At 36.7% G+C, this 25,648-nt stretch carries 16 protein-coding genes and 1 pseudogene; 10 read left to right on the plus strand and 7 right to left on the minus strand.

The window, feature by feature from the left end; translation table 11 throughout:
- Positions 1-503: 503 nt before the first annotated feature.
- Positions 504-956, minus strand: a complete 453-nt coding sequence (locus E0Y80_RS16135; protein WP_156308711.1) for an RES family NAD+ phosphorylase — start codon at positions 954-956, stop codon at positions 504-506.
- A gap of 2 nt (positions 957-958) precedes the next feature.
- The gene (locus E0Y80_RS16140; RefSeq protein WP_156308712.1) at positions 959-1,399 is read right to left on the minus strand and encodes an antitoxin Xre/MbcA/ParS toxin-binding domain-containing protein; all 441 of its coding nucleotides are present in this window, start codon (positions 1,397-1,399) and stop codon (positions 959-961) included.
- A 791-nt stretch (positions 1,400-2,190) separates the two neighbouring features.
- Here E0Y80_RS16140 and E0Y80_RS16145 point away from each other — a divergent pair.
- From E0Y80_RS16145 to E0Y80_RS16170, 5 genes and pseudogenes are all read left to right on the plus strand, one after another.
- Positions 2,191-2,619 (plus strand): hypothetical protein, encoded by a 429-nt coding sequence (locus E0Y80_RS16145; protein ID WP_156308713.1) that lies wholly within the window; start codon positions 2,191-2,193, stop codon positions 2,617-2,619.
- Positions 2,620-2,807: 188 nt separating this feature from the next.
- The gene (locus E0Y80_RS16150) at positions 2,808-3,113 is read left to right on the plus strand and encodes a hypothetical protein (RefSeq protein ID WP_156308714.1); all 306 of its coding nucleotides are present in this window, start codon (positions 2,808-2,810) and stop codon (positions 3,111-3,113) included.
- Between the two features lie 3 nt (positions 3,114-3,116).
- Positions 3,117-4,145 carry a hypothetical protein gene (locus tag E0Y80_RS16155; protein ID WP_156308715.1) on the plus strand — a complete coding sequence of 343 codons (1,029 nt, stop codon included), beginning with the start codon at positions 3,117-3,119 and terminating at the stop codon, positions 4,143-4,145.
- Between the two features lie 89 nt (positions 4,146-4,234).
- Positions 4,235-5,350 (plus strand): annotated as a pseudogene (locus E0Y80_RS20795) (DUF4861 family protein).
- 121 nt (positions 5,351-5,471) lie between these two features.
- Positions 5,472-6,755: a Gfo/Idh/MocA family protein gene (locus E0Y80_RS16170; RefSeq protein ID WP_156308718.1), complete on the plus strand. Its 1,284-nt coding sequence runs from the start codon at positions 5,472-5,474 to the stop codon at positions 6,753-6,755.
- A gap of 56 nt (positions 6,756-6,811) precedes the next feature.
- Here the strand turns inward: E0Y80_RS16170 and E0Y80_RS16175 are convergent, their stop codons facing one another.
- The 3 genes from E0Y80_RS16175 to E0Y80_RS16185 all read right to left on the minus strand — a co-directional run bounded on the left by E0Y80_RS16175 (position 6,812) and on the right by E0Y80_RS16185 (position 14,076).
- Positions 6,812-9,217, minus strand: a complete 2,406-nt coding sequence (locus E0Y80_RS16175; RefSeq protein ID WP_156308719.1) for an ABC transporter permease — start codon at positions 9,215-9,217, stop codon at positions 6,812-6,814.
- Between the two features lie 210 nt (positions 9,218-9,427).
- Positions 9,428-11,050, minus strand: a complete 1,623-nt coding sequence (locus tag E0Y80_RS16180) for a SusD/RagB family nutrient-binding outer membrane lipoprotein (protein WP_156308720.1) — start codon at positions 11,048-11,050, stop codon at positions 9,428-9,430.
- 11 nt (positions 11,051-11,061) lie between these two features.
- A complete protein-coding gene (locus E0Y80_RS16185) occupies positions 11,062-14,076 on the minus strand; it encodes a SusC/RagA family TonB-linked outer membrane protein (RefSeq protein WP_156308721.1) in 3,015 nt (1,004 codons plus the stop codon).
- A 425-nt stretch (positions 14,077-14,501) separates the two neighbouring features.
- On the opposite strand from E0Y80_RS16185, the gene E0Y80_RS16190 reads away from it, so the two are divergent.
- The 5 genes from E0Y80_RS16190 to E0Y80_RS16210 all read left to right on the plus strand — a co-directional run bounded on the left by E0Y80_RS16190 (position 14,502) and on the right by E0Y80_RS16210 (position 20,270).
- Positions 14,502-14,858 carry a bleomycin resistance protein gene (locus E0Y80_RS16190; protein ID WP_156308722.1) on the plus strand — a complete coding sequence of 119 codons (357 nt, stop codon included), beginning with the start codon at positions 14,502-14,504 and terminating at the stop codon, positions 14,856-14,858.
- Positions 14,859-15,582: 724 nt separating this feature from the next.
- Positions 15,583-16,302 carry an ATP-binding cassette domain-containing protein gene (locus E0Y80_RS16195; RefSeq protein ID WP_156308723.1) on the plus strand — a complete coding sequence of 240 codons (720 nt, stop codon included), beginning with the start codon at positions 15,583-15,585 and terminating at the stop codon, positions 16,300-16,302.
- Between the two features lie 74 nt (positions 16,303-16,376).
- Complete coding sequence (locus tag E0Y80_RS16200; RefSeq protein ID WP_156308724.1) at positions 16,377-17,711, plus strand: dihydroorotase; 1,335 nt, start codon at positions 16,377-16,379, stop codon at positions 17,709-17,711.
- 2 nt (positions 17,712-17,713) lie between these two features.
- On the plus strand, positions 17,714-18,760 hold the full coding sequence (locus tag E0Y80_RS16205) for a S66 peptidase family protein (protein WP_156308725.1): 1,047 nt from the start codon (positions 17,714-17,716) through the stop codon (positions 18,758-18,760).
- A 1-nt stretch (position 18,761) separates the two neighbouring features.
- Complete coding sequence (locus tag E0Y80_RS16210) at positions 18,762-20,270, plus strand: M14 family zinc carboxypeptidase (protein ID WP_156308726.1); 1,509 nt, start codon at positions 18,762-18,764, stop codon at positions 20,268-20,270.
- Between the two features lie 652 nt (positions 20,271-20,922).
- Here E0Y80_RS16210 and E0Y80_RS16215 read toward each other — a convergent pair.
- Complete coding sequence (locus E0Y80_RS16215; protein WP_156308727.1) at positions 20,923-22,344, minus strand: SusD/RagB family nutrient-binding outer membrane lipoprotein; 1,422 nt, start codon at positions 22,342-22,344, stop codon at positions 20,923-20,925.
- A gap of 11 nt (positions 22,345-22,355) precedes the next feature.
- A complete protein-coding gene (locus tag E0Y80_RS16220; protein WP_156308728.1) occupies positions 22,356-25,511 on the minus strand; it encodes a SusC/RagA family TonB-linked outer membrane protein in 3,156 nt (1,051 codons plus the stop codon).
- Positions 25,512-25,648 lie beyond the last annotated feature (137 nt).

The following is a 25,648-nucleotide window of genomic DNA, read 5'->3' on the forward strand; positions in this document are numbered from 1 at the left end:
GGCTTTTTTTGTGTCCGGGTGTGGCAGATTCGAACCGTGGTTCGATCCGAAGGAGCATCAGGGTTCGTGTTTGAGATCAACCTGAATTTAGAAACCTGATTGAATGAAAAAAGCAATCCTTCTTCAAGGAGATACTTTGAGCTAGAATAAATGGTCGTTTTCGGGCAAATTTCAGATATTTCTTCAAATTATAGCATAGCGCTGCCATCAAAATATTCAGCATCGTTCAGAATATCCAAATTGTGTGGAATCAACTGAACGTACGAATACTGAAATGGATAAAATGGGAGAAAGACCTGTGTAAAATGGCATCAGTGAAATATCTGAAAATCAAATACAGAGAAAATCCCAATTTATTTACGCATTGGAGATTGGTATATCCATGAATATTGATATGTTTATGTGATTTATTAATATGAAGAGCCGTATGAAGGTAGACTTTCACGTATGGTTCCGTGAGAACGTAGGGGTGAAAATCCATTGCGTGACTCGATTGGCAGAAACTATAAAAGGCGTTTATCCCAAGTAAAATCTTCAGATTTACTTATCTTAACTTTTTTATCAAATTCAGGATGAGAAGTATTAATTAAATAATTACTCTCCCAGTGTACAAGAGATGAAGGGACTTTTAAAATTAAAGATTTTTTCTTGTTATACCATTCAGAACCTATTTTTTGTAAAATAGGATAACTCTCAATTGATTTCCAATTAGGTGGTAAATCTTCAATATTTATTTCTGAAATATCATCACTATCAACTTTTAATCCAATAAATAATAATTTATAACCTAAAGTTATATCAATTGCATTTCTATGTGCAACTAATTCTAATGTTGATAAGGAAATTGAACCTCCTGTATATATCACAAATTCGTCATCTTTATTCCACCTATTTGCAACACCTGATGCCTTTAAGCTACTTGAATATTTTGACTTTCTAATGTTATAAACTACCATAATTAAACATTTTCCCCATATTCTATGGCAGTTAATCTGTTGTCAATAAACTTAATTCCGGAAATTGTTTCTAGGAAATCTACTGGAGCTTTATTATCTAATAAATAATTTTTCTTAGACAACCATAATTCAAAGTTGTCAACAGTATCAAAAACTTCAGTACCATGCTTATACAATGATAAGATTAAAATTATATGTTCTTTTATATTATCTTTTAAAATTAAATCTTGTTTATTCTTATAATTTCTGAAAGTTCTTGGAGTGATATTAAGCCATTTTGATAAAACATCATCGTTTAAACCAATAATTTTATCTAAAATTGAAATATATTCAAAATCTAATTTTGATTTTTTTATATAAAAATATATTTCGGAAAAATCACCAACAGACGGAATTTCATCAATAATACCTTTTTGCTTTTTATTTAAAGTAACTGTCGCCATAACAAAATAATTTATTGTAATAAATTTAAGGAAATAATTCCAAATAGTAAAGGAAATAATTCCAAACGTATAACTTCTGATAATAAACGACTTGGCAAAATAGCTCCGCTTTCGTTTCTTCGATACAGCTCCGTAACTTCGTAAAGACGCCAGATAGTTGGAAAACAATCCGATTTGAACAAACGTTCTAAATTGAAACTACAGAAACGAATAGAACAATGTTGAAATATTATTTTTATTTTTTGCCAACGCACAAATGGCACATTTGGTTTCAAAAGGTGAATTTTAAAAACCTAAATAAACATCATCTTATGAAACCAATTTTCTCAAATCCTCCAGAAAATGGTTCGATCCACTGTCATCCCGACAATAACAGTATCAAAGCCATTCAAAAACCCTCTAAATATAGCTGTTAAGAGTTTTTTTTGATAAAAAAATTAGTTTGAATTTAAAGTGTTTATGGTCTTTCATTATATAAATTACTTTTATAAAGTACTCGGATTAGCAATACTCTACGCTCTTTGCTAACCATGGCTGATCGAGTTCTGTTGATTACGGTAAACTGCCATTCCGCTGGCTGACAACAAGCTATTTTGTCAAGTCGCCGAGCAATTAATTGACATTTTTCCCAGCCTTTAATAAAACACGAATTCAGCTTTTTCGCCAAAAAAAAATCAACAAAAATTACCTTCGTATAACACATATAATCCTTTCCTATTAAACCCTTTTGGAAGCATTTTTGATATAATCTACAATCATACTTATTTATAAACCCTAAAATCGATAAAGCCATGAAAACAGTAGCACAAAAAATGGGAGTCAAGGAAAAATCATTAGCCTATTTTGTAAACGCCCCTAAGGAAGCTATCGAAGGCATGCAACTTCCTGATATTAAAATATCAAAAGTGTTAGAGGGTGAATTTGACTATATCCATATTTTTGTAAAAACGCAGGCGGAACAGACAGAACTGTTTCCTAAACTGAAAGAGCATTTGAAATTAGATGGAATGTTTTGGGTATCATGGCCGAAAGGTGGACAGTTGGATAGCAACCTTACCTTACCAAAAGTTATCAAGATAGGTTATGAATTCGGATTAGGGGAAAGCACTTGTTTGAGCGTCAATAAGGTATGGTCTGCCCTAAAATTTACGCACCCCAAAAAAGGAAAAACCTACAATAATAGTCACGCAAAACTGAAATCACGAACAACGAACCGCTAACTAACCCATTCCCCCTTTTCGCTCATCGTTTTAGGTAATTCTCTAATCCTTACCATTAATATTCCAATCTATTCATTATTTTTAATATAAACTATTAAAAACCAGTGCTATTTCCTTAAAAATTATTAGCCCGCTTTCCCAATTATACCCGCAATTCACCTAATAATTCACCAATAAACTCCTGAATTATGCCAACGAATAAAAAAAATATAAAAGATAAATTTCTTTTATTAAAAACCATTGAGGCAACTTCTTTGCAACTTGCTTTTATTAGGAGCGTTCTTCCCGAATCAACCTTCTATATTGAAATAGAAAACCTTTTCGTGATCAGCAGCAATAAATCCCTGAAGGACACTTTACATAAACAGCTTGCTAATTATCCAATGAATTACATTCTAATACATGTAAACCTCAAAACCGGGGCAGATGTCTTGGTCAATGGAGTCAATGATAATGACAAATTAAAATTAGAAGATATTGTTTTAGATAAATAACATATGAAAACTATCCTGTTAAGTTTATGCTTCTGCTTGTCTTATTTGTTGACTCAGGCTCAAAAATCACCGATATTTCAAGCTGTCTATCCAATTGGTGAAAATCCATCAATTGGGTATAAATCTAATATGTATCCGAAAAAAGAAAAGATACTTTTCGAGGCAAACCCGATTTTAAGGATGCCTATATACAATACCATCAGAAGGGGCCTTATGAATGCTGAGCAGGGAACAGTTGGCTCTACGCTGTACATTAATTTTAAGCCTCAATTTAGAATGTATAATGATGTGTCCAAACCTGTCAGAATGCCTTCATATAGGATTAGTATATTGGGATATCAACAATTAATTAGATTGCCGGAATTTAATAACTCAAAAGAACAGTTCTTAGCTTTTGCAGTGGAGTCCGGACACTATTCCAATGGCCCATCCCGTTCAGCTTTTTCATCAGAATTTGAAGATGGATCTACTGAATCCAAAGCGCTCTATCAAACCATAACAGATCAAAGCAATCTATCGGATATGTTGAATCGAAAGGATGGGAACTTTTCGACCAATTATACGGAGGTATACCTCAAATATAAACTGATATTAGACCTAAATGAAGATACCTATATTCCAAATTCGGATGCCTATCTGCAATTGGGATACAACCGATATCATAATCGATTACTGTTTTTGGCAAACCTTGGTGGTTACACAGAGGAAGATATCAAGATCTTTGGAAAGAATAGATTTTATATCGATTTGGGATATATGAAGAGGATACAAGAAATTACATTCTTCAATCAAAAACTGAAAATTGACCGTTTTCAAGTCGATCTTAAAACCGAAATCATAAATAAACCTCATCCATACGTGAATCCTTTTAGAATGGATTTAACAGGAACATTGTATTTCCAGAACGATGTCGGTATTTTTCTATCCGGAATTTATGGTCATGATAATTATAATTATCGCTTTGTCGACAAGGGTAAACAAATCTTTGTCGGAATCACTTTTGATATATTCCCGCCTATGGAAATAAAATAATAACCTTCACGGATAGGAATATTTTCACAAGTTGGGCAAATGTCTTTACTTTGTTTGGAACCTCAGAATATTTCAGAAAGCTTCAACCAATGAAAAGAATTTTGTTATCAATCATATCCACATTTGCCTTGCTGAATGTTTTGCATGCGCAGCAGATTGTGATAAATAATCCTAGCCCCTATATACGTAATGAAGTAATATCCATTCCATATCAACAATTTACTGCTCACTTTAATGTAGATTCTATTTTTTCAGTGAAGGACAAGTTGGGAAAGTTATTGCCAGTTCAACTTGAAAAATTGGGTAGTCCTGATCCAGTAAATGTTTTGATCCAAATTCAGATCAATCCCTCTGAAACTATTTTCCTTCATGTAAATAAAGAAAAATCGCCCAAGTTTCCTTCTAAAACCTATGCACGATATGTTCCAGAACGTCTCGATGATTTTGCTTGGGAAAATGATGTGCTGGCCTTTCGAATTTATGGAAAAGCATTGGAGGGACGGAAGGATGATGGACAAGGAATTGACTATTGGTCAAAACGTACTCCAAATTTAATTATCGATAAATGGTACAAAATCAATGATTATCATAAGGATCATGGTGAGGGAATGGATTATTATGCCGTAGGACAAACCTTGGGTGCAGGTGATATGGGTATTTTCCTCAACAATCAATTGCATTACACAAAACACTATTGAACCTTCAAAATTTTGGATAACGGACCATTAAGGACAACTTTTATTTTGAACTATGAAAATGAAATCATAGATGGGCAAAATATTTCTTTTAGCAAAACAATTAGTTTGGATGCCGGAAGCAATTTCAATAAAATTATTATCAACATGCATAATCAAGAGAAAGGAAAAACTCCCATTGCCATTGGAATTGCGAAAAGAAAGGAGGATAAGCCTTTTTTAAAATTTAATATAGCAAAAGGATCCTTAACCTATTGGGAACCGGAAGATAAAACAAACGGTCAATCTGGTATCGCAGTCATTATTCCAAAACAAAAAATTGAGTTTATAAATGATAGACCTGAACAGGCACTTTTAAGTTCAGAAATAAAAAATGGTAAAGAATTTCAATATTACAATGGGGCAGTATGGAATAGGGCAGGGATAATTGTGAATGGGGAAGCTTGGGAAAAGGCGGTTTCAGAATTTAGCAATCATCTTAAAAAGCCATTAAAGGTTCAATTAAAATAGGAAATATCTCTTTAAATGTTCTAGAAGCATTTCCAACAAATGTCATTTTGTCCATTAATATTATGGATTGTTGCATTAAAAATGGTAAATTATGATGCAAAACCTAAAATATCAATTATAAATGAAAAGAAAAGATTTTCTCAAGAGTGCAGGAGTACTTGCTGCCTCTTCCTTATTATTTCAGAATACCGCCTTTGCTTTCCAGTCTGATGTCTTAAAAGTTGGTCTTATCGGGGCAAACGGTATGGGTTGGTCTAATTTAAATGCTATTCTAAAGATAAATAATGTTACCTGTACGGCGATTTGTGATGTGGATGAAAATGTATTGAATAAAAGGGCGTCTGAATTACAGCAGAAAGATATCAATGTTAAAAAGTATATTGAATATAAAGATTTATTGAAAGATCCGAATGTGGATGCTGTGATTATTGGAACTCCCGACCATTGGCATTGTATGATTATGGTGGATGCGGTAAAAGCAGGAAAACATGTTTACGTTGAAAAACCATTAGGGAATTCAATTAAGGAGTGTGAGGTGATGCTTGCTGCCGATAAAAAATACAATAAAATTGTGCAGGTAGGTCAATGGCAACGTAGTCAGAAACACTTCAGAGATGCGATGGATTTTGTACATAGCGGAAAACTCGGTAAAATTCGTTCGGTAAAAGCTTGGGCTTACCAAGGATGGATGAAGAGTATCCCTGTAAAACCGGATTCCGCTGCTCCTGCGGGAGTGCATTATGATAAATGGTTGGGACCAGCAACCAAAAGACCTTTTAATCTAAATCGTTTCCATTTCGACTTTAGATGGTTCTGGGATTATGCAGGCGGATTAATGACAGATTGGGGAGTTCACATGTTGGATTTCGCACTGATCGGAATGAAAGTCTCGGATCCTGTTTCAATTATGGCAACAGGCGGTAAATTCGCTTATCCGGATGATGCCGCTGAAACTCCAGACTCCTTGACAACCGTATTCGCATTCGACGATTTCTATCTTCAATGGGAACAAGCTACAGGTATTGACTTAGGACCTTATGGAAAAGATCATGGCGTTTCTTTTATCGGTAACAACGGAACTTTAGTCGTGAACAGGGGTGGATGGGAAGTGATTCCTGAAAAAGGTAGAATGGATGCCGTTGCTCTTCAACCCTCGCAAGATGATGGTCTGTTCAAACATATGGAAAACTTCGTTACGGCAATTCGCACAAAAGATAGAAGCATTTTAAATGCTCCAGTAGAAGCTGGCGCGCATATCGCCATCCTTTCTCAAATGGGAAATATCGCCTACAGAACAGGAAAGAAAATTTACTGGGATAAAAACAAAGCCAAGTTTACCGATGAGGAAGCTAATACATACCTAGCCGCCAAATACAACAACGGCTATCAGATTCCGAAAGTCTAAACAAAATAGGAATAAATAAAAAATCCCCATCAAAATTTTTGATGGGGATTTTTTATTTATTCCTCTCTTAATTTCTCTATTGGATTGAACCTAGTTGAATAATACAAAATCAGGTAAAGAAGGATGCTTAAAAACCCAATTAATAAAAGGACCGGAATAGTTATGGTCAGAAATGAAATATCTATTCTATATTCATAGTTGTCGAGCCATTTTTTCATTAAAAAATAACTTATCGGAATTGCCGAGAAAATGGATAGGGCGAATATTAAATAATATTCTTTTGAGAAAAGAACCAATAAATTGGACAAGGATGCTCCTAATATCTTTCTCATTCCAATTTCCTTTCCTCGAGCTTTTATGGCTAAAGTAACCAAGCCTGAAATTCCCAAGCATACAATTAACAAAGAGATGAATGAAGCAGTGCTGGCAGCTTTTTGAAGCTGTAGTTCTGTCTCATACATTTTTCGAATACTTTCATCCATAAATTGATATTCAAAAGGCGAATCTGGCATTAATTCCTTCCAACGCTTCTCCAAATTTGATATTGATTCTGATATGGATGCACTATTCAATCGAATACTTAGATATCTGTAAATATTCTGCTGTGAAACATTTTTCCATATAATGGGAGTACTTGAGGCATGCATGGAATTTGCAATGAAATTGTTAGTAACTCCAGTCACTAAAACCTTTTCATTTTCAGAATCTAGATAAATGTATTTCCCAATAATATCTTCTGCCGAATTAACCCCTAAACTTTGCATTGCTTGTTTATTGATGACTACTTCTACTGTTCTATTTGTATCTACAATATTATTTGTAAAGAATTTTCCAGCTATCATTGGTATCTCATAAGTCGCTCCAAAATTAGAATCTGAAATAATCATCTGAGAAGCTATTGGGTTAATTTGGTTATTTGTTAAAGATATGCTGGTTTTTCCCACAATATTATTTGGAGTGTCATAGGAGAGTGTCGTATTTCTTATATCATTCGTTTCTGAAAGCTCTTTTTGTATGGTCTGTATTTTCCTTACTCCTTCTGCTGACCAATCTCTAGGAACTTGAACCGTTAACAAATAATCTTTGTTGTAACCTAAATCACCATGAATAAACAAATTGATTTGTTTAGAAATAATGATGGTGCTAATTAGAATAATTAGTGAAATTGTAAATTGAACAAATATTAAGATCCTTCTGATCTGTTGTTTTTTATCAATATGATCCAGTTGAAGCTTTACTGAATTAAGGACTTTGTTTTTGGATAATTTGATGGCAGGATACAGGCCTGAACCTAATCCTATTATTAAAGTTAGAACGAGTAAACCAACATAAAAATAAATTGGCAATTCATTCAATGCAGGTAAATTTCGCATGAATAAATCCTCAAATAATGGCTTAACCAAAACATAAGCTGGAATACAAAAGATAATAATCACAAAAACTAATACGATATATTCCACAATGAGCTGCTTTGCTATTTGGAAAGAATTTGCCCCCATTATTTTTCGTATCCCGATTTCTTTTAGTCGATCCATGTTTTGGCCAATACCAAAATTTATAAAATTGATTATGGCCATCAATAAGACAAATCCGGATATCAAGATCAAGATTTGAATCATTTTCCTCACCGAGGCATGATTATCATCTAAATAATATGTTTTTAGTGGATTTAATTGCGGACTATAATTTTCAGAAAATTCAGGGTCCATATTCCTGCTTACAAGATCTTTGATCGGTTTGATTAATTCACTTGAATGAACGCCTTTCTGTAATTCTATAAATCCTACGATATAAATGTTCTCCCAGCTGTCAAGATCCCGGCCAAAATATTTTTCGGATGAAATAGGTAAGAATATTTCATTATGCATGCTGGATGTCAATTTCAAAACGGAATTTTGACTTTCCTTCTTCATGACACCAGTAACTTGAAAATCATGTTTCTCACCTTTGAAATTCCTGATTTTTAAATTTTCTCCAACAACATTTACCCGACCAAAATATTTCTTGGCAGCATTTTCTGTCAGGACAACTGTAAATGGATCTGACAATGCATCCTTTGAATCCCCTTCAATCAATTCGAACCCAAACATATTCAAGAGGGTAGGATCCCCTAATGCCACTCCTTCTTCAAAACTTTCAGTGCCATTGGAAATAATGCAAGTTAAACCATCCATCCTATAATAATTGGCAACCAATTGTGGATATTCCTCATGTAGGGCTTTTGGCAATGCACCTATCGTTGTTAATGGAATTCCTGCCCCTTCTTTTTTGTAAGAACTCTGTAGAATGAATTGTTGATCCTTGTTTTTGATTTGATCATTTACTTGATAGGCATCATAAATAAATGCTCCAACTATCATAATAAAGGTCACAGCGCAAATTAATCCAATGAGATTTACTAAGTTTTGGATTTTCCTTTTGGAAAGATTTCTCCAAGCTATTTTAAAGTTATGGCCATTCATTTTATATTTTCTGATTAAATCAAATAATCTATTCTAAAAGCCGTTTCTACAAAAATTCAACCTTTTCTATAATTGGTTGATTTTAAATAGTATAGATGTTAGAGCTGTTTTTGATTGTTCAAAATTGAACAAATACTGTTCGAAAATGAACATGTATAAAAAATCGGGATTGTTTTTTGCAATCCCGATTTAAAATTGTTGATGATTCTTTTACAACTTTTTATTTACAACATCCCACCATAATCGTGTACCGCCATTATCTGGTCCGCCCAACATTTTCACGGCTTCAGTAACAGCTCCGCTATTACTATTGTACTCTCGCTCAGGATATGGCATTCTACGGATCCCTGGATCTGTCGGAATAGTATTGTTGCTATAATTCACAACCACCGGGAAAATAATCGGATATCCCGATCGACGATATTCTGACCAAGCTTCATCACCATCAGGAAACATAGAAATCCACTTTTGTGTAATGATACGTTCTAGTTTCCTATCCTTACTATCGGCTTCATTCCAAGCAATGGTAATGGTACTTAAAAACTTAGATCCTGTCTTAACATCATTCTGACCAGGCTTCACCGATTTTGGATCGATGTATTCCATTGGTTTTGCAGTAGAATTGTTCTTGTAAGCTGTAGCTTGCGCACTGACACCATGCATCTCAAAGGAACGGTCGATACCGGTCTCATAATTCGTTTTTGCATTGCCCGCGTTGCTCCATCCTCGCAATGCTGCCTCCGCTTTTAAAAACCAGCTCTCTGAAGAGACCATTAACTGCATTCTATTTTGTAAGGGTAATAACTTTGAATAATTATCATATCTGCTTTTTGCATCAATATCTATTCCTGTACGGATGCCCTTAAACTGGCCCTTAACTGCCGGGTCGGTCGCTTTTTCAAATAATTTAGCTAAACGTGGATCATTATACCCACCTAATATCGATTCAATATTGGCATGCATCCTCGTATCACTCCATGTTGTGGTGATAATATTCAACGGATGGTCTGTGCTTAATTTGATAAAACAGTTATCTGCTGTTGACTCCAATAGTCCTCCACTCGCTGGATTTAATGCCTTTTCACCTTCTGTCTTTGCAAGGGACGGATTTTTATAGACAATACGTAAGGCAAGCCTTAGACGTAAGGTGTTGGCAATCTTTAACCATCTTTCATAATTATTACTTGAATAAGCCATGTCTGATTTCAACATCGCCGACGAAATTTCCTTTCCTTGATAGGTTTTTAGAATAGTTGTCGCCGTGTCCAGATCCTTGAAGAAATTCTTGTATGCATCCTCCTGTGTATCATATTGGATCTGGTCATTCTCATCTGGAGCATTGTAATGGCTATAAATGATCGGCCCCACTTTGTCCGATGTCCGGTGCATTGCGGATACTTTTAGGATTTTCGCAAAGGCAAAAATGTCCTTCATTTTCTCATCTGATCTGGTCAATAACTCAACCCGATAGATTGGATTCATCGCTCGTATATAGCGATCTACCCATAAAGATGAATACCATCCAGGAACCAAACTGTAAGTTAGGTTGTTTGCATTTCCGACAAAGGGTGCTTCTGCTCCAAAATAACCTCCATAGGCATCACTTGTTAGATTGTTGGAAACTTGATATTCTCCAACGTTTTCAGATAAAATCGCTCGTTGTGCCTGCGCCATAAATGCTGCAACTAAAGCAAAATCGCCCATGGCTTCCTCATCGGTAACTCCGGCAGGATTGGTATTTAATTCAGTAAAATCTTTTGTACAACTGATACTCAGGAATAATGTGCTTAACAATATCCCGGTTAACTTATAATATGTTCTCAATTTTTTCATGTTCTTGGCTATTAAAAGGATACTTTAAGGTTTAGTCCATAACTGCGGGTGGCTGGCATGGCAAAGCTATCATAACCCTGCGCTCCAACTCCAGTAGTCGTATTTAATTCAGGATCATAGGGTGCATCATTGCGGAAAAAGAAAAGATTGCGACCTGTTAATGATATCGATGCGCTCTTAACACCTTTCCACTGGATTGGTAAGCCATAAGTCAACGATATTTCACGCATCCGGATATTTGTAGCATTATAAACTTGTCCTTCAATAATACCATCTCTATTTCCTACAGCACTATAATAAGCCTGTGCTGGAATTTTCCCTTCCCATGGTGTGCCGTCCATTTTAACTGCTGGAATGTCCAAGCCTCCAGCATCTCTCGCTGCTGCGCTTTCCTCACTTACTCCAAATGAATTTAGATAGCCATCTGTCACACTGATAACTTGTCCTCCAAATCTAGCGTCAATTGTGAAGCTTAATCCGAATTTCCCGTAATTAATGGTATTGTTCCATCCAACAATTGATTTTGGATTATTATTCCCGATATATCCCTCCGGACCAATCTGTGGCCTACCGGTGTCATCAACAACCATAACCCCATTTTCATCCCTCAAGAATGTTCTCGCCCAAAAATCTCCAAACGAACCATTTAATCGTAAAACGTTGAAGTTTCCTCCAATGGAATAGCGCTCTCCTAATTTTGGAGCCAATTCTAAGATCTTGTTTCTATTTGCTGTAAAGTTTACCGAAGTATTCCAGCTAAAGTTATCCTTCTTGATTGCATCTATCCCCAATGCGGCTTCAATACCTTTATTCTCAACATTACCAGCATTTAGGAACACTGTGGTAAATACTTGCCCAACTGGTGCCTGATATGAAAAATACTGATCCTTGGTATTGGTTTTATATAGGGCTAAGTCAAAGTTGATGCGATCATTCCAAAACCTTGCTTCATAACCTACCTCATAACTACGGCTAATCTCTGGACGCAATGGCAATCCTTGGTATGGTCCTGAAACATTCGCATTTAAAATACCGGTAGCTAAGCTATTTGTCGGGATTGTACTGTATATACCAACGTCATTCCCAACTTCTGCCATAGTTAACCTTAGTTTACTATAACTAATAAATGATGGCATTTTAATCATGTCAGAAAGGACGGCTGAAAGACCAGCTGACCAATAGAAATAACCTTTTTTCTCCTCCGGTGTATTGGCTAGGGTAGAGGCCCAGTCATTTCTGGCAGTCAGATCCAAAAAGATTTTGTCCTTATAGCCTAAGTTTGCTGAAGCAAATAAAGATTGTAATTGTCTTCTGCTGATCGATTCATTTAATGCATTGATAGGAGCATCTCTGTAAATATTGCTCATCAAGAACTTATTTGCAACGGCAAGTTTAAGCTGATCCAAACTCCAGCCATTTGATCGGGTGTCATTAATTGATGTACCAGCTGTAAAATTCAAATCCCATGTATCGGCAAAGGTTTTATTACCAATAAATAGTAAATCTCCATATAGCGCTGTACTTTCTGATTCATCTCGCGTATAGCGACCATTATCCTCTAAGACTCCTTCAATAACCTCTCCCGAAAGTACACCTTGCGTTCCTGCATATACATGACGTTCCCACTTATCCCAACGCTTGTTCAAGGTACCTCTGGCACTTACTGAAAGCCAATCATTGATCGTATATTTTAATTGACCTTGTGCGATAATATTATCCCTTAGTTGGAATGTTGGGTTGCGGTTCAATACCCAATAAGGATTCTGCGAATGGTGGGTACCTGTTAATCCTGCATCGGCATTCACATTCCACCAATCTTGAAGATAGAGGTTCCGGCTTGGTGAAAGATACTCATAGGTTTTGAATTTGTCGAAATCCAGACCCCTAGGGAACATATATAGACCAGCAATTGGACTAAAATAAAGACCTGATGTTGGACGGTTATGAATATCCTGTCTTGAATACATCATACTTCCATCAAAGGATAATTTATTGTCAAAAAAATTGGTTGAATTCCTAAATGTCGCAGAATGCTGCTTGAATGAATTGGTTGGTAAGATTCCCTTATTGCTTGTATTACCGTAAGAAAAGTAATTCTGCATTTTTTCTGTACCCCCACTTAGGGATACGGTATTAATTAGGGTAGTTCCTGTATTATAGAATCCATCAACAGGATCTTTAAAAGTTCCTTTTTCGCCCCAACTTTCTTCGCTGCCTTCAGTGGTCTGTCCGTAGCGGTATTGCAATTTGGGAAGATAGAAGGCCTGATCTGCGGTGATGCTTGAAGAAACATCGATTTTTAAGTTTCCTTCTGCTCCTTTTTTAGTTGTGATCATGATAGCCCCGTTTGCTCCTTGGCTACCATATAATGCAGAAGCAGATGCACCTTTTAATACATTGATGCTCAAGATATCGTCCGCATTTAACGTACTCAAGATATCTCCACGGTCTGGACCTCCTCCAAATGCTCCTTCAGAGCCACTCCCGCCTGTATTTGTAATCGGAAGACCATCGATAACATATAAAGGTTGATTGTTTCGATTGGATTTAAAGCCGCGTAGGATAATATTGACCGATCCTCCAATTCCGGATGAACTTCGATTAATCTGCATCCCTGAAACCTTTCCTGTCAGGTTATTCATCGGATTCGCATCTTTTACCTTAGTTAATTCTTCTCCCTTTACCGTTTGGGTGGAGTAAGAAAGACTTTTTGCTTTTCGTTGCACACCTAAGGCCGTAACGACTACATCATCGATTTTATTCGCTTGGGCAGTCAATGCAATGCTGATCACTGAATCAGTTGCAGAGAGAGGTCGTGAAACCTGATTATAACCGATAATACTGACCGTTAAACTTGATGTTCCTGCTGGAACTTCAATTGAAAAATTTCCCGTTTCATCAGTCGATGTACCTTTATTGCTCGGTAATAATTTGATAGTTGCTCCGACTACGGGGGCTTTTGTCTGATCGTCAATAACGGTTCCTTTTAATGTTCGTTCTTGACCATAGGATAATTGTATGGCCATAAGCCATAAGATTAGGTGGGTTAGTGTTTTATGCATAATAAAAGTTCAAAAAATAAGATTTTATTGATTGTTGTAACAGCAATGATACAATTGATATCAAAACGAACTTATTTTTGATATATTTTATGCTTAAATGTTAAATTTTTGAATTAGGCCGATTGTGAATAAATGTTTTATTGATATTTATTTGATTTATAAACGTTTATAATTTAAAGATTCGTATATTTTTTCTAAAAAATAAAAGTCAAAATAATGACCTGGAAAAATTATTCCCTAATATTGATACTGCAACAGGTCTTTTTAAATTTTCTATTTTAACTTTAAACCATAAGAATCACTACCGAATGATCTATTCGAAGAACCTCAAAGATTCGACTATTAGAAACATTAGAATTGACTTTTTGTTATAACTAAAACAAAACTCTATGTTAACAGCAGCTTGCCCAAAATTACCGATGCGTGTAAAGACCATTACAAGGGATTTTTATGTCAATCAACTTGGTTTTGAAGAAGTTGGATTTGCCAATTTTGAAAGTTACATGATCTTGAAAAAAGACAATGAAGAATTACATTTCTTTATTTTCCTGGATTTAATTCCAGAAGAGAATTATGGACAGATCTATATAAGAACGGACAATATTGAGCAAGTATATCAGGACATGCTGGATCGGGGCGTGAATATTCATCCAAATGGTAGCTTAGCATTAAAACCTTGGGGGCAAAAAGAATTTGCCATCCTTGATCCCGATAGTAACCTCATTACTTTTGGAAATTCTCTGTAAATCAATCAAGTTTTTTTATCACTTATGGGCTTTAGGGTTTTATCCATCAATAGCCTAAAATTTTAGCGGATTTATTAGTCGGTTCCGAATTAAAAAGAGCTGATGAAGAATTTTATTATCCGGGCTCTCCTTAACTAATTCAATCAAATTATTCACAAAATTGAAATAACTCGGGTTTTGGTCGTGTTTTAGTCGTGTTTTAGTCGTGTCTCATCCGCAGCTCCTTCAGAACTTATCCGGAGCTCATCCGCTCACAAGCGGACGAGCTGTGGATAATGTCCAACCAAGCTGCGGACCATTCACGAGCAAAACACGACTAAAACCAAACTGAAACCCGCATGAATTCACCTAAGCCAATTTCACTTGACGAGAAAAGGAATGAGTTGATTTAATACGTTGATTTCTAATGATTTTATTTTGGTCTTGACTTATTTCTTAGTAGATTTATTTATGCCCATAGCTTTTAAACATCTTTGGCAATTTTATAAGCCTATATTTTTCATCAACCTTGTGCTATCCATTGCTCTGGGAGTAAAATATATAGAAGCATATCCAATCGTGTTTATGACAGTGGGATATCTATGTTCTGCCGGAATTGTTCGATTTTTTGAAGGTAATACCAAGTATCTTTTTTTCAACTTAGGCCTAACTCGAAAGGATTTGTTGCTTTACACTTTCCTGACGAATTTCCTTATTTCATTAGTCTTTATTTTAGCATTTTATTATGGATTTAATCGATAGGGAATTATTTGTGGATTCAGTCCAATTCAGCTATACATCTGATCGGCAGTTGTTGACTGGGGGATATTTGGTTTTAAAAGTAGGAGATATTATAGGATTATTGGGGAGAAATGGTACCGGTAAAACTACGCTGATGAAAATTATTTTTGGTGCCCAAAGGGCTCAAAATGCTTATATCCGAGTTAATGGTAAAAAGGTGCGAACTGCTTTCTCGACCAAAGAAGTCTGTTATTTGCCGCAGGATCCATTTCTGCCGACTTCCTTTACCGTTAAAAAATCAATTGCTTTTATGTTAACAGATCCATTGAGCATTGAACGAATCGAAAGCGATGAGATTATTAAACCAATCCTTGATAATAAAATTGCAGTTATCTCCGGTGGTGAATTGAGATACCTGGAAATTTTATTGCTCATTGAACAACCTGCAACGTTTATTTTGTTGGATGAACCCTTTTCAGGTATATCACCCATATTAAAAGAAAAAGTGCAATCTGCGATCTTAAATAAGTCAAAAGAAAAAGGCTTCTTGATTTCAGACCATGATTATATGAATGTGTTGGATATATCTAGTCAAATTATGTTGCTCGAAAACGGAGGTTGCAGAAAAATAAACAAGAAAGAAGAACTGGAACAATTCTATGTTCCGATTGGGACATTTGATAAGCAAAGTGACGATAGGGACCCGGTCAATTCGAATGCCTAAATTGATTGCTGAAATACATATAGGTAAGTTAAATTAGTATATTTGTTTACCCGTAACCATAAAGTATAAATTACATGTCTACAATATTGATAAAGAATGCACAGGTTGTTAATGAAGGAACAATTCAAGTGCAGGATCTTTTTATTAAAAATGGCCGAATTGAGAAAATAGCAGAACATATTGATACCTCCGCAGATCAAGTCATCGATGCAGTAGGACTACATTTATTTCCAGGATTAATTGACGATCAGGTACATTTTCGGGAGCCTGGACTGACTCATAAGGCAAATATCTTTACGGAGAGTAGAGCTGCTGTGGCAGGTGGAACAACTTCATTTATGGAAATGCCGAATACGGTTCCTAATACATTAACACAAAAGCTTTTACAAGATAAATATGATATTGCGCAGGATAGTTCTTTAGCAAACTATTCATTCTTTATGGGAGCAGCGAACGATAATCTGGATGAAGTATTGAAAACCAATCCAAGGGATGTTTGCGGTATTAAAGTTTTTATGGGTTCTTCTACCGGAAATATGCTGGTTGATAATGAAAAAGCATTGGAAGCTATATTTAGCCAAGCTCCTACATTGATTGCAACACACTGTGAAGATGAGGCAACGATACAGGCCAATCTTGCTGAATATAAAGCGAAATACGCTGAGAATATCACAATTGAGATGCATCCATTAATCCGTTCCGCAGAAGCCTGTTATCTATCATCCTCAAAGGCGGTGGAATTGGCAAAGAAAAACAATACCCGATTGCATATTTTGCATATTTCAACTGCAAAAGAAACCGGATTGTTTGAAAATGATATTCCATTGGAAAAGAAAAGAATTACGGCTGAAGCTTGCATTCACCATCTTTGGTTTTCAGATGCGGATTATAAAACGAAGGGAAATTTTATTAAATGGAATCCAGCCGTAAAAACAGCAGACGATCGTGATGCTATCTTAAAAGCTGTTTTGGATGGTCATATTGATGTTATTGCGACAGATCATGCTCCGCATACGATTGAGGAAAAATCACAAGCATATTTGCAGGCTCCATCTGGAGGACCTTTAGTTCAACATGCATTGCAAGCATTATTGGATATGGTCAAAGCAGGTAAGCTGACTTTGGAACAGCTAGTTCAAAAGACCGCACATAACACAGCGATATTATTCCAAATCGAACAGAGAGGATATATTCGTGAGGGATATTGGGCTGATCTGGTATTGGTTGATTTAAATAAACCATATACAGTGACAAAGGAGAATATTCTATCCAAATGTGGATGGTCACCATTTGAAAATCATACATTTACTTCTACAATCGAACACACAATTGTTTCGGGATTATTGGCTTATACCAATGGACAGATTCAAGAAGTGGGTTCAGGACATCGATTACTTTTTAACCGTTAATAATGGATAAACGTTCATTTATAAAATCATTGGGAATTGGCCTTGCTGCCGTTCCACTATTCGGAAAATCAGAAGCAATGGCAGTTGCCAATTCGATTAAACCATTGCTAAAAGGCAATGTGTTGAAAGCAGGGGATACTATTGGTATTATAGCACCGGCTAGTGCTGTAACAGGGGAAGATTCCATTACCTTGACTAAGGAAGTTTTGGAATATTTTGGTTTTAAAGTAAAAGAAGGGAAATATATCCGAGAGCGCTATGGTAATCTAGCAGGAACGGATGATCAGCGTTTAGAGGATCTGCATGCGATGTTTGCAGATAAATCCATTGCTGGGATTCTGTGTATTCGGGGTGGAGCAGGAGCCTCCAGACTTTTGCAACGTATCGACTATAATATGATTGCCAAAAATCCGAAAGCTCTCTTAGGCTATAGTGATATTACCGCATTGATTATGGCTTTCCAGGCGAAGATTGGTATGGTAACCTTTCATGGACCTGTTGGTACCAGCACCTGGAGCAACTTTGTGGCCAAGACTTTTACAGATCAATTCATAGAGAATAAGTTAGTTACTTACAGTAACCCGTTAAAAAAGGGCGATGATATCGTTCAATATAAAGATCGGTTTACGACTATTAATCCGGGTGTTGCTGAAGGAAAGCTTTTAGGTGGAAATCTAACTTTAATTTCAGGTTTATGTGGATCGGAATTTCTGCCGGATTTTAAGGATAGTATTTTATTCTTGGAAGAGATTAATGAATCACCTGAGAAAGTTGACCGTATGTTCTGCCAACTGATGAATGCAGGTATATTGAAACAAATTAAAGGGTTTGTGTTTGGAAAGTGTACAGATTGTTCGCCATCGGGCGGTTACGGTTCATTGAATCTGGATCAGATCCTTAGAGATTATATAAAACCATTGAATATTCCATCTTATTCTGGAGCAGTTATTGGTCATATCAACGATCAGTTTCTCTTGCCGGTTGGGGTAAGAGCTAAAATTGATGCCAACAAGGGTACAATAGAAATTTTAGAGAAAGCGTTAGTATAATATGAAGTTATTTGTCGTTTCCTTAGGTCTTTTGGCCGCCACTACATGCAGCAATCCATTTTCAGGATCTTCTAATTCCTCGAATTCAGGCTATCAACTGGATACAGCTCAAATGAATAAAATTCATTCGACGTATAAGGAATCAGCTTTGTTTTCCAGAAGATTTAAGCATAAAGATGTTGATTCATTGATACAATTACATCATAAAAGCAATGTTTTTAAGATTTCTCAGATTGGGAAATCTGTTGAAGGGCGTTCAATCAATGAATTGGAATATGGAGATGGCGATAAAAAGGTGATGCTATGGTCGCAGATGCATGGTGATGAACCTACGGCAACGATGGCTCTTTTCGACCTTTTCAATTTCCTGGAAGGGAAAGGCGATGGCTTTGACAGTGTCAGGACTTTATTGAAGGACAATCTGAATATCCATTTTATTCCTATGCTAAATCCTGATGGTGCTGAGCGATTTTTAAGGAGAAATGCACAAAGTATTGATCTCAATAGGGATGCAAGGGCAAATCAAACGGTTGAAGGCGCTCTATTGAAATCCAGAGCAAAAGAAATTCAACCGAGATATGGGTTTAACCTACATGACCAAAACATCTATTACAATGTTCCTGGCACAAAAAACCCAGTTACCATTTCTTTATTGGCTCCAGCCTTTAATACTGAGCGGGAAATCAATGAGGTAAGAGAAGGGGCGATGCAGATCATTGTTGGTATGAATAAGGTTTTGCAGCAGTATATTCCTGATGCGGTTGCAAAGTATGATGATACTTATACTCCTCGTGGGTTTGGTGACAACTTTCAATCTTGGGGAGCGAGTACCGTTTTGATTGAATCAGGCGGTTTAAAAGGAGATCCCGAAAAACAACAGATTAGGAAGTTGAATTTTATCATCATTTTAAACGCTTTAATGGAAATAGCTCAGGGAACCTATGAGAATTATGATGCCAAAGGTTATGAAGATATTCCATTCAATGCTAGCAATATGCACGATATCGTTATTCGAGGTTTAGAAATTGGCTCGGATTCCATACCATTAAAGACAGACATTGCGGTGCGAAGAGGGGAAAGTACAGAAGGTAGGGATTTCTATGTTCGTGGAAGGATTGAAGATATTGGTGATCTTCCGGAATCTTTTGGGTATGATGAAGTGAATGGAGAGGACTTAAAATTTATTCAGGGGAAGATTGCTGAAAAGCCTGTTCCTACCCTTGAATCCATTACGCCCGAACTTGCTTATGATCTTTTGAAAAAAGGATATATGGGCGTTCAGGTTCAGACATTAAAACCAGAACAGGCCAATCAATTGCATAATTTTCCTATTCAAATATTTGCTGGCCAAGCATTTGCCACAACTCCTTTTATAGATCTAGGCGGAACAGCGAATTTCTATGTTGCTGATAAAGACGGGAAATTAAAATATGCTATTCTCAATGGTTATTTAATAGACCTGTCCAAGCCTTTAAGTGAGGTTGGGTTGTTGAAGAATAGGGTGCAATAGACAGTAGACATTAAGAGTAGTTAGTATTTTGTAGTTAGTAGTTAGACTAAAGACATGAGAGATAGAGAGGAGGTAGCGGGTTTTAGTTGGGGGTGAACGGTCTGTTGTTTTTTATTTCTATTGATTTTGCTTACCTATGAGATTTGGAAATATGCCGCACCTGTGGTGTTGAATGGTCTATAGTCTTTTTTTTATTGTGTTTGAACAAAAATCCCATAGGGATGACATATCTATAGCCAGACCCGTAGGGTCTGGAATAATGGTTAATTCCAAAACAACTCCGTAGGAGTGACATGTTTCTTATGTGGTTTAGGAAATATGTCACACCTACGTCGTTGAATTCTGTTATGTAATATTAATTTCTATAGATATTGCATCCCTGCAGGATTCATTGGATATTCCATCCCTCCGGGATTTGACAAATATATTATCCCGCTAGGATTTGAAAATATGCTTCTAAACAATTTCTATTTCAAGCCATAGGAGCTTAAAAAAAGTGGTTTAGGGGAATGTTATCTCCTAAACCACTTTTAACTATATTTGATGAAAATGACAAAAGTATAAAACCGGTCAACTCTATTTAGATATGGACAACTATCTCGTCTCTAATGTCTTGTGTCTTATGTCTAATGTCTTATGTCTATCCTCATCCCTATGGTTTATCCCACCACAATTCGGTGCTCAATGGCACTTCTGCTGGAACGTTGGATCCATTTTCGGTGATTTCCTCTGAAGGATATGCTACTCTACGGATGAATTTACCACCTAATACGGCACCTAATGGAAGTTTGAAATCTTTGTATTTATAATCAAATCGACGTACATCATTCCATGCTTCTGCATTGGTGTAGGTTACTACATATTTCTCGCGGAAAATATCCAATAAGGTTAAGTTCGCCTGTCCAACGGAGATTGCTGTGATATACTTAGCCGCATCAGCTGCAGGTACAGTAAGTTTGTCCATGCTTGCTTTGACCCCAGCTAAGAACGCGGTATAGGCCAATGCCTTATTGTTATCTCTAAATGCAGCTTCGGCTTCGATAAATTTAACTTCGGCATATGTTAAAATCGTCAAAGGTGAGGCATCGCTTGTAACTGGAGAATTGAAGCTGATATAACATTCGTCACGAACCGTATTGGCAGCACCCACATTTCCTTGACCGCTGACTGTACCGACATAAACTCCATGAACCGTTTTTTCAGTAATTTTTGATACGCGAGGGTCAACAATGCCGTAAGTTTCACCGTTTAATTGATTGATGAAATTGCTGCCCAACCAACCATCTAAGTTGTTCTGAAGATTGCTACGTGATATAGATGCCCAAGGGTTAACACCGTCGAATGTAACCATCCCTACATCTTCGGCATTCGATTCTAATGATGCTTGCGCAGCAGCTATAACTTGCTTGGCATTGTAAGATGATTTTTTGCTTATTTTATTTAAAACACGAGCTTTAAGGCCGTTTGTAAATTTGATCCATTTGTCAATTTTTCCGCCATTTAAAAGATCGTCTTTTTCGCTCAATGTTTGAGAACCGTCGGTCCTTTTGAAATTTTCTAGGGCTTTATTCAATAAATCAACCTGAGCTTTATACACATCTTCTTCACTATCATAAGGCACATTTAAAGTTGCCTCTTTACCAAAAGCTTTACTATATGGAACGGAACCCCAAGTATCAGCTACTAGTGCCAATTCGTATGCGGTTAATGCTTGCGCGACAGCAAGGTGATGATAAGCAGCAGCTTCTTCGGATTTAACCATATAATCATACAAATCTGCTAGGGCATAGAATAAATTATTCCATGTAGTCGAGTTATTTGTAATCTGATAGGTATCCGTATCCGATCCGGGAGAAGGACTGGCAAAATATTGCGAATACTGATTATTGAAATAAGCAATTCTATAGTTGTTAAATGCCGCTTTATGTGTTGATGTAGTTAAAAGCGCATTTAAAGGTGGAGTTTGAACCAAGTTCGGATTATCGGTCAAATCAAAGTAGTCTTTACAGCTGTTCATTGAGAACAGGGTTAAAGCTAGCAGGGATATTTTTCCTATTTTGATGAATTTTTTCATGATCTTAAGAATTAAAAGCCAACATTTAAGCTGAATAAGAAACTGCGCACAGCAGGGTAGGTCATACCTGCGAATCCTTCGATATTGGAACCGCTAGCGGTTGTGGAGTTTTCAGGATCATAACCTGAATATTTTGTCCACAGTGCCAGATTGTTACCAATAACAGATATTCTAGCATTTTTTACAAACTTATTTTCCAACCATGCTTGTGGCAAGCTGTATCCCAGAGATACCGATCTTAACCTTAACCATGAGGCATCCTCAACAAAGAATTGTGAATTTCCTCGGTAATAGTTTCTGTAATATCCATTACCATAATCTACATTGTTCTTTGGATCTTTACCTTGACCTAACCACACTTCTTTGGTGTTTTTCGATCCGTCCGCAAGAACTCCATCGAAAGTCATATAGTCATTACGGTTGGTTGTGTAGTCCGCTTCTCCAAATGCCGCCATAAAGTTTCCTAATTGGTTATAGCGATATTGACCTACACGCGCATCGAACAAGATGTTTAGAGATAGTCCTTTGTAATTGAAGGTATTGTTCCAACCGGCAATCCAATTAGGTTGAACATTTCCTAATTTCTTAGGAACATTGGTTGATTCCAATACTGGAAAACCATTGCTGCCGATTAACAAAGGACGACTTTCATCATATTCACGTGTAACATCCAATCCTTGAGCAATTTCATCCGGAGTATAATATCTTTTATAGGTTCTACCATATAAAGTTCCATAAGACTCTCCTGGTCGAATACGCATGGACACCGTCGAGTTTAGATATCCATATTCAGAGGAAACTACAATTTCGTCATCTAAATCTTCACGAATCTCAAGCACTTTGTTTCTATTGAAAGAGAAGTTTACATCGGAATTCCATGAGAAATCATCTTTTTTCACAGGAACTGTATTTAAGGTAACTTCAAGACCCCTATTGCGCATACTTCCTGCATTGATGGAAGCTGTAACGAAACCAGTTGTCGATGAGACAGGTACTTGGATAATTTGATCTTTACTCACAGAGTTATAGAAGTTCAGGTCTAAGCCAATACGACTTTGAAGGAATTTCAATTCTAAACCAGCTTCATAGGTATTGGTGAATTCAGGTTTTAATTGAGGATCTCCCAATAAAGATGGCCTTGTGAATCCAATATATCCGGTCGGTAAATTGGTGTAAGGAGCAAAACCAGCACTCGTTGAATATGGAGCTGCATCCTTACCGATCTGTGCATAAGAAAGTCTTAACTTACCAAAGGTAATTGCTTCAGGCATTTGAAATTGGTCTGAAAACACATAACTCAATGTGGCCGATGGATAGAAAAAGGATCTGTTGTTTTTACTTAAGGTCGAAGTAATATCATTTCTTCCCGTTACGGTCAAGAATAGATAATCTTTATAGGCTAAGTTCAACTCCCCAAAATATCCTACCAATCTATATTTCTCATTGTAGGTCGCTGCTTTTAAGATATTGGCATTTCCGAGATCAAACCAATTGTAAACTGTCAAATCACCACCTTCCGTAGAAGTTCTTTTGATATTTCGATCGTAAATATCCTGTCCGACTCTTAAAGTTGCATTGAAATCTTCGGTGAAATCATGTTTAAAAGTGGCAATAAACGTACTGGTTAAAGCTCTGAAATTATTGTTGTACACATTGTAGAAACCACGTCCGTCGGCACCTTCGACACCATTATCGTACACGATTCTTTCATCGGCTAATCCTTGGTATCCAATTGCCGTAGCCTCGCGATTATCACGGTATGCATCCACCCCGATTCGATACATGAAATCCACCCATTTTGCAGGAGAATAGGTCAGGTCAAAACCTCCAATAACACGCAATACATCATCTTTAAAACGATTCGTATGTGCAACATAAATCGGATTGTCGGTTTCACCATAGGAGTTCATAGTGCCATTTTCTAACACATAATCTCTGATGTTGTGTCTTGGCGACCAATAGATTAATTGTTCAGCATAACGATTTGCATTACCACGATATCCACCTGAATTCGTTACGGCTATTGACGATCCCCCTTTTAATTTTTCACTTAAAGTGAAATTTGTATTTAACCTTCCCTGGTAATTTTTAAAGTCCGTTGCAGGTAATACCCCATTATGTTTTAATTGAGAAACAGAGGTGAGGAAGCTAAATTTTTCAGAGCCACCCGAAAAGCTTAAGGAGTTTCTGAATTGATTGCCAGAATCGAAAGCTTCTTCAAAAGGTTTGTATAATGAACTAGGGTGTGTAGGGTCAAGTTTTATAGCTTCAGCGACAGTTGGTCCAAAAGCAGGCCAGAAATCATCCTTATTATAGACACCTTGCCAACCTTGTGAATAGGTGTCCTGCATTTTAGGGAACTTATTTACATTTTCAACGCCGACCGTTCCTTGATAGTCAATTTTCAAAGTTCCCGCTTTACCGCTTTTCGTTGTAATCACGACTACTCCATTAGCTCCACGAAGGCCATATAATGCCGTAGCGGCACCACCTTTAAGGATGTTAATGGTTTCGATATCATCCGGGTTGATGTCCACGGCACGGTTACTCATCCCGCGTACTTCTGCAGTACCACCTTGTGTCGAAGTGGAGTTATCCATCATAATTCCATCAATGACAAAGAGAGGTTGACTAGGACGGGAAGGGTCAATAGAGTTGATACCACGGATTTGGATATTTGCACCTTGACCAGGGGCACCACCCGTTGAACTGATCGTTGCACCGGCAATCTTTCCTTGAAGTGCATTGACTAAGTTGGGCTGCTTGTTGGCATTTAAAGTTGCACTATTGACACTTTGCGCACCATAGCCCAATGATTTTTCACTTCTTTGGATTCCTAAAGCCGTAACGACAACTTCATCGATTTCGCTATCATCATTCTGAAGCTGTATGGATAAGTTTGTTTTTCCATTGATTAAAACTTCGTGAGGGGCATATCCCACAGCTCGGATTAATAATGTTCCATTGCTAGGGGCATTTAGGGTAAACAATCCACTCTCATTGCTGGACGTACCCTGTTGGGTACCTTTTACGAAGATAGAGGCCCCTATGATAGGTTCTCCTTCCGCATTTGTGATTTTTCCAGCTATAGACAATTGTTGTGCAGAGAGCATCTGTATTGAGCATAATGATGCAACTGCAATAGATAAGCAAGTTGGTAATTTCATCTTTAGCGTTATTGGTTATTTAGATAAACGAATATAACGGATTCATGTTAAAAACAATGAATAATTTGCAAAAAAATGCAATGATGAATAAGGAATTTTTACCTGATTACGTGATTTTTACTAAAATCGATAAATAT

It is taken from the genome of Sphingobacterium endophyticum, from assembly GCF_009733535.1.
Classification (GTDB): Bacteria; Bacteroidota; Bacteroidia; order Sphingobacteriales; family Sphingobacteriaceae; genus Sphingobacterium; species Sphingobacterium endophyticum.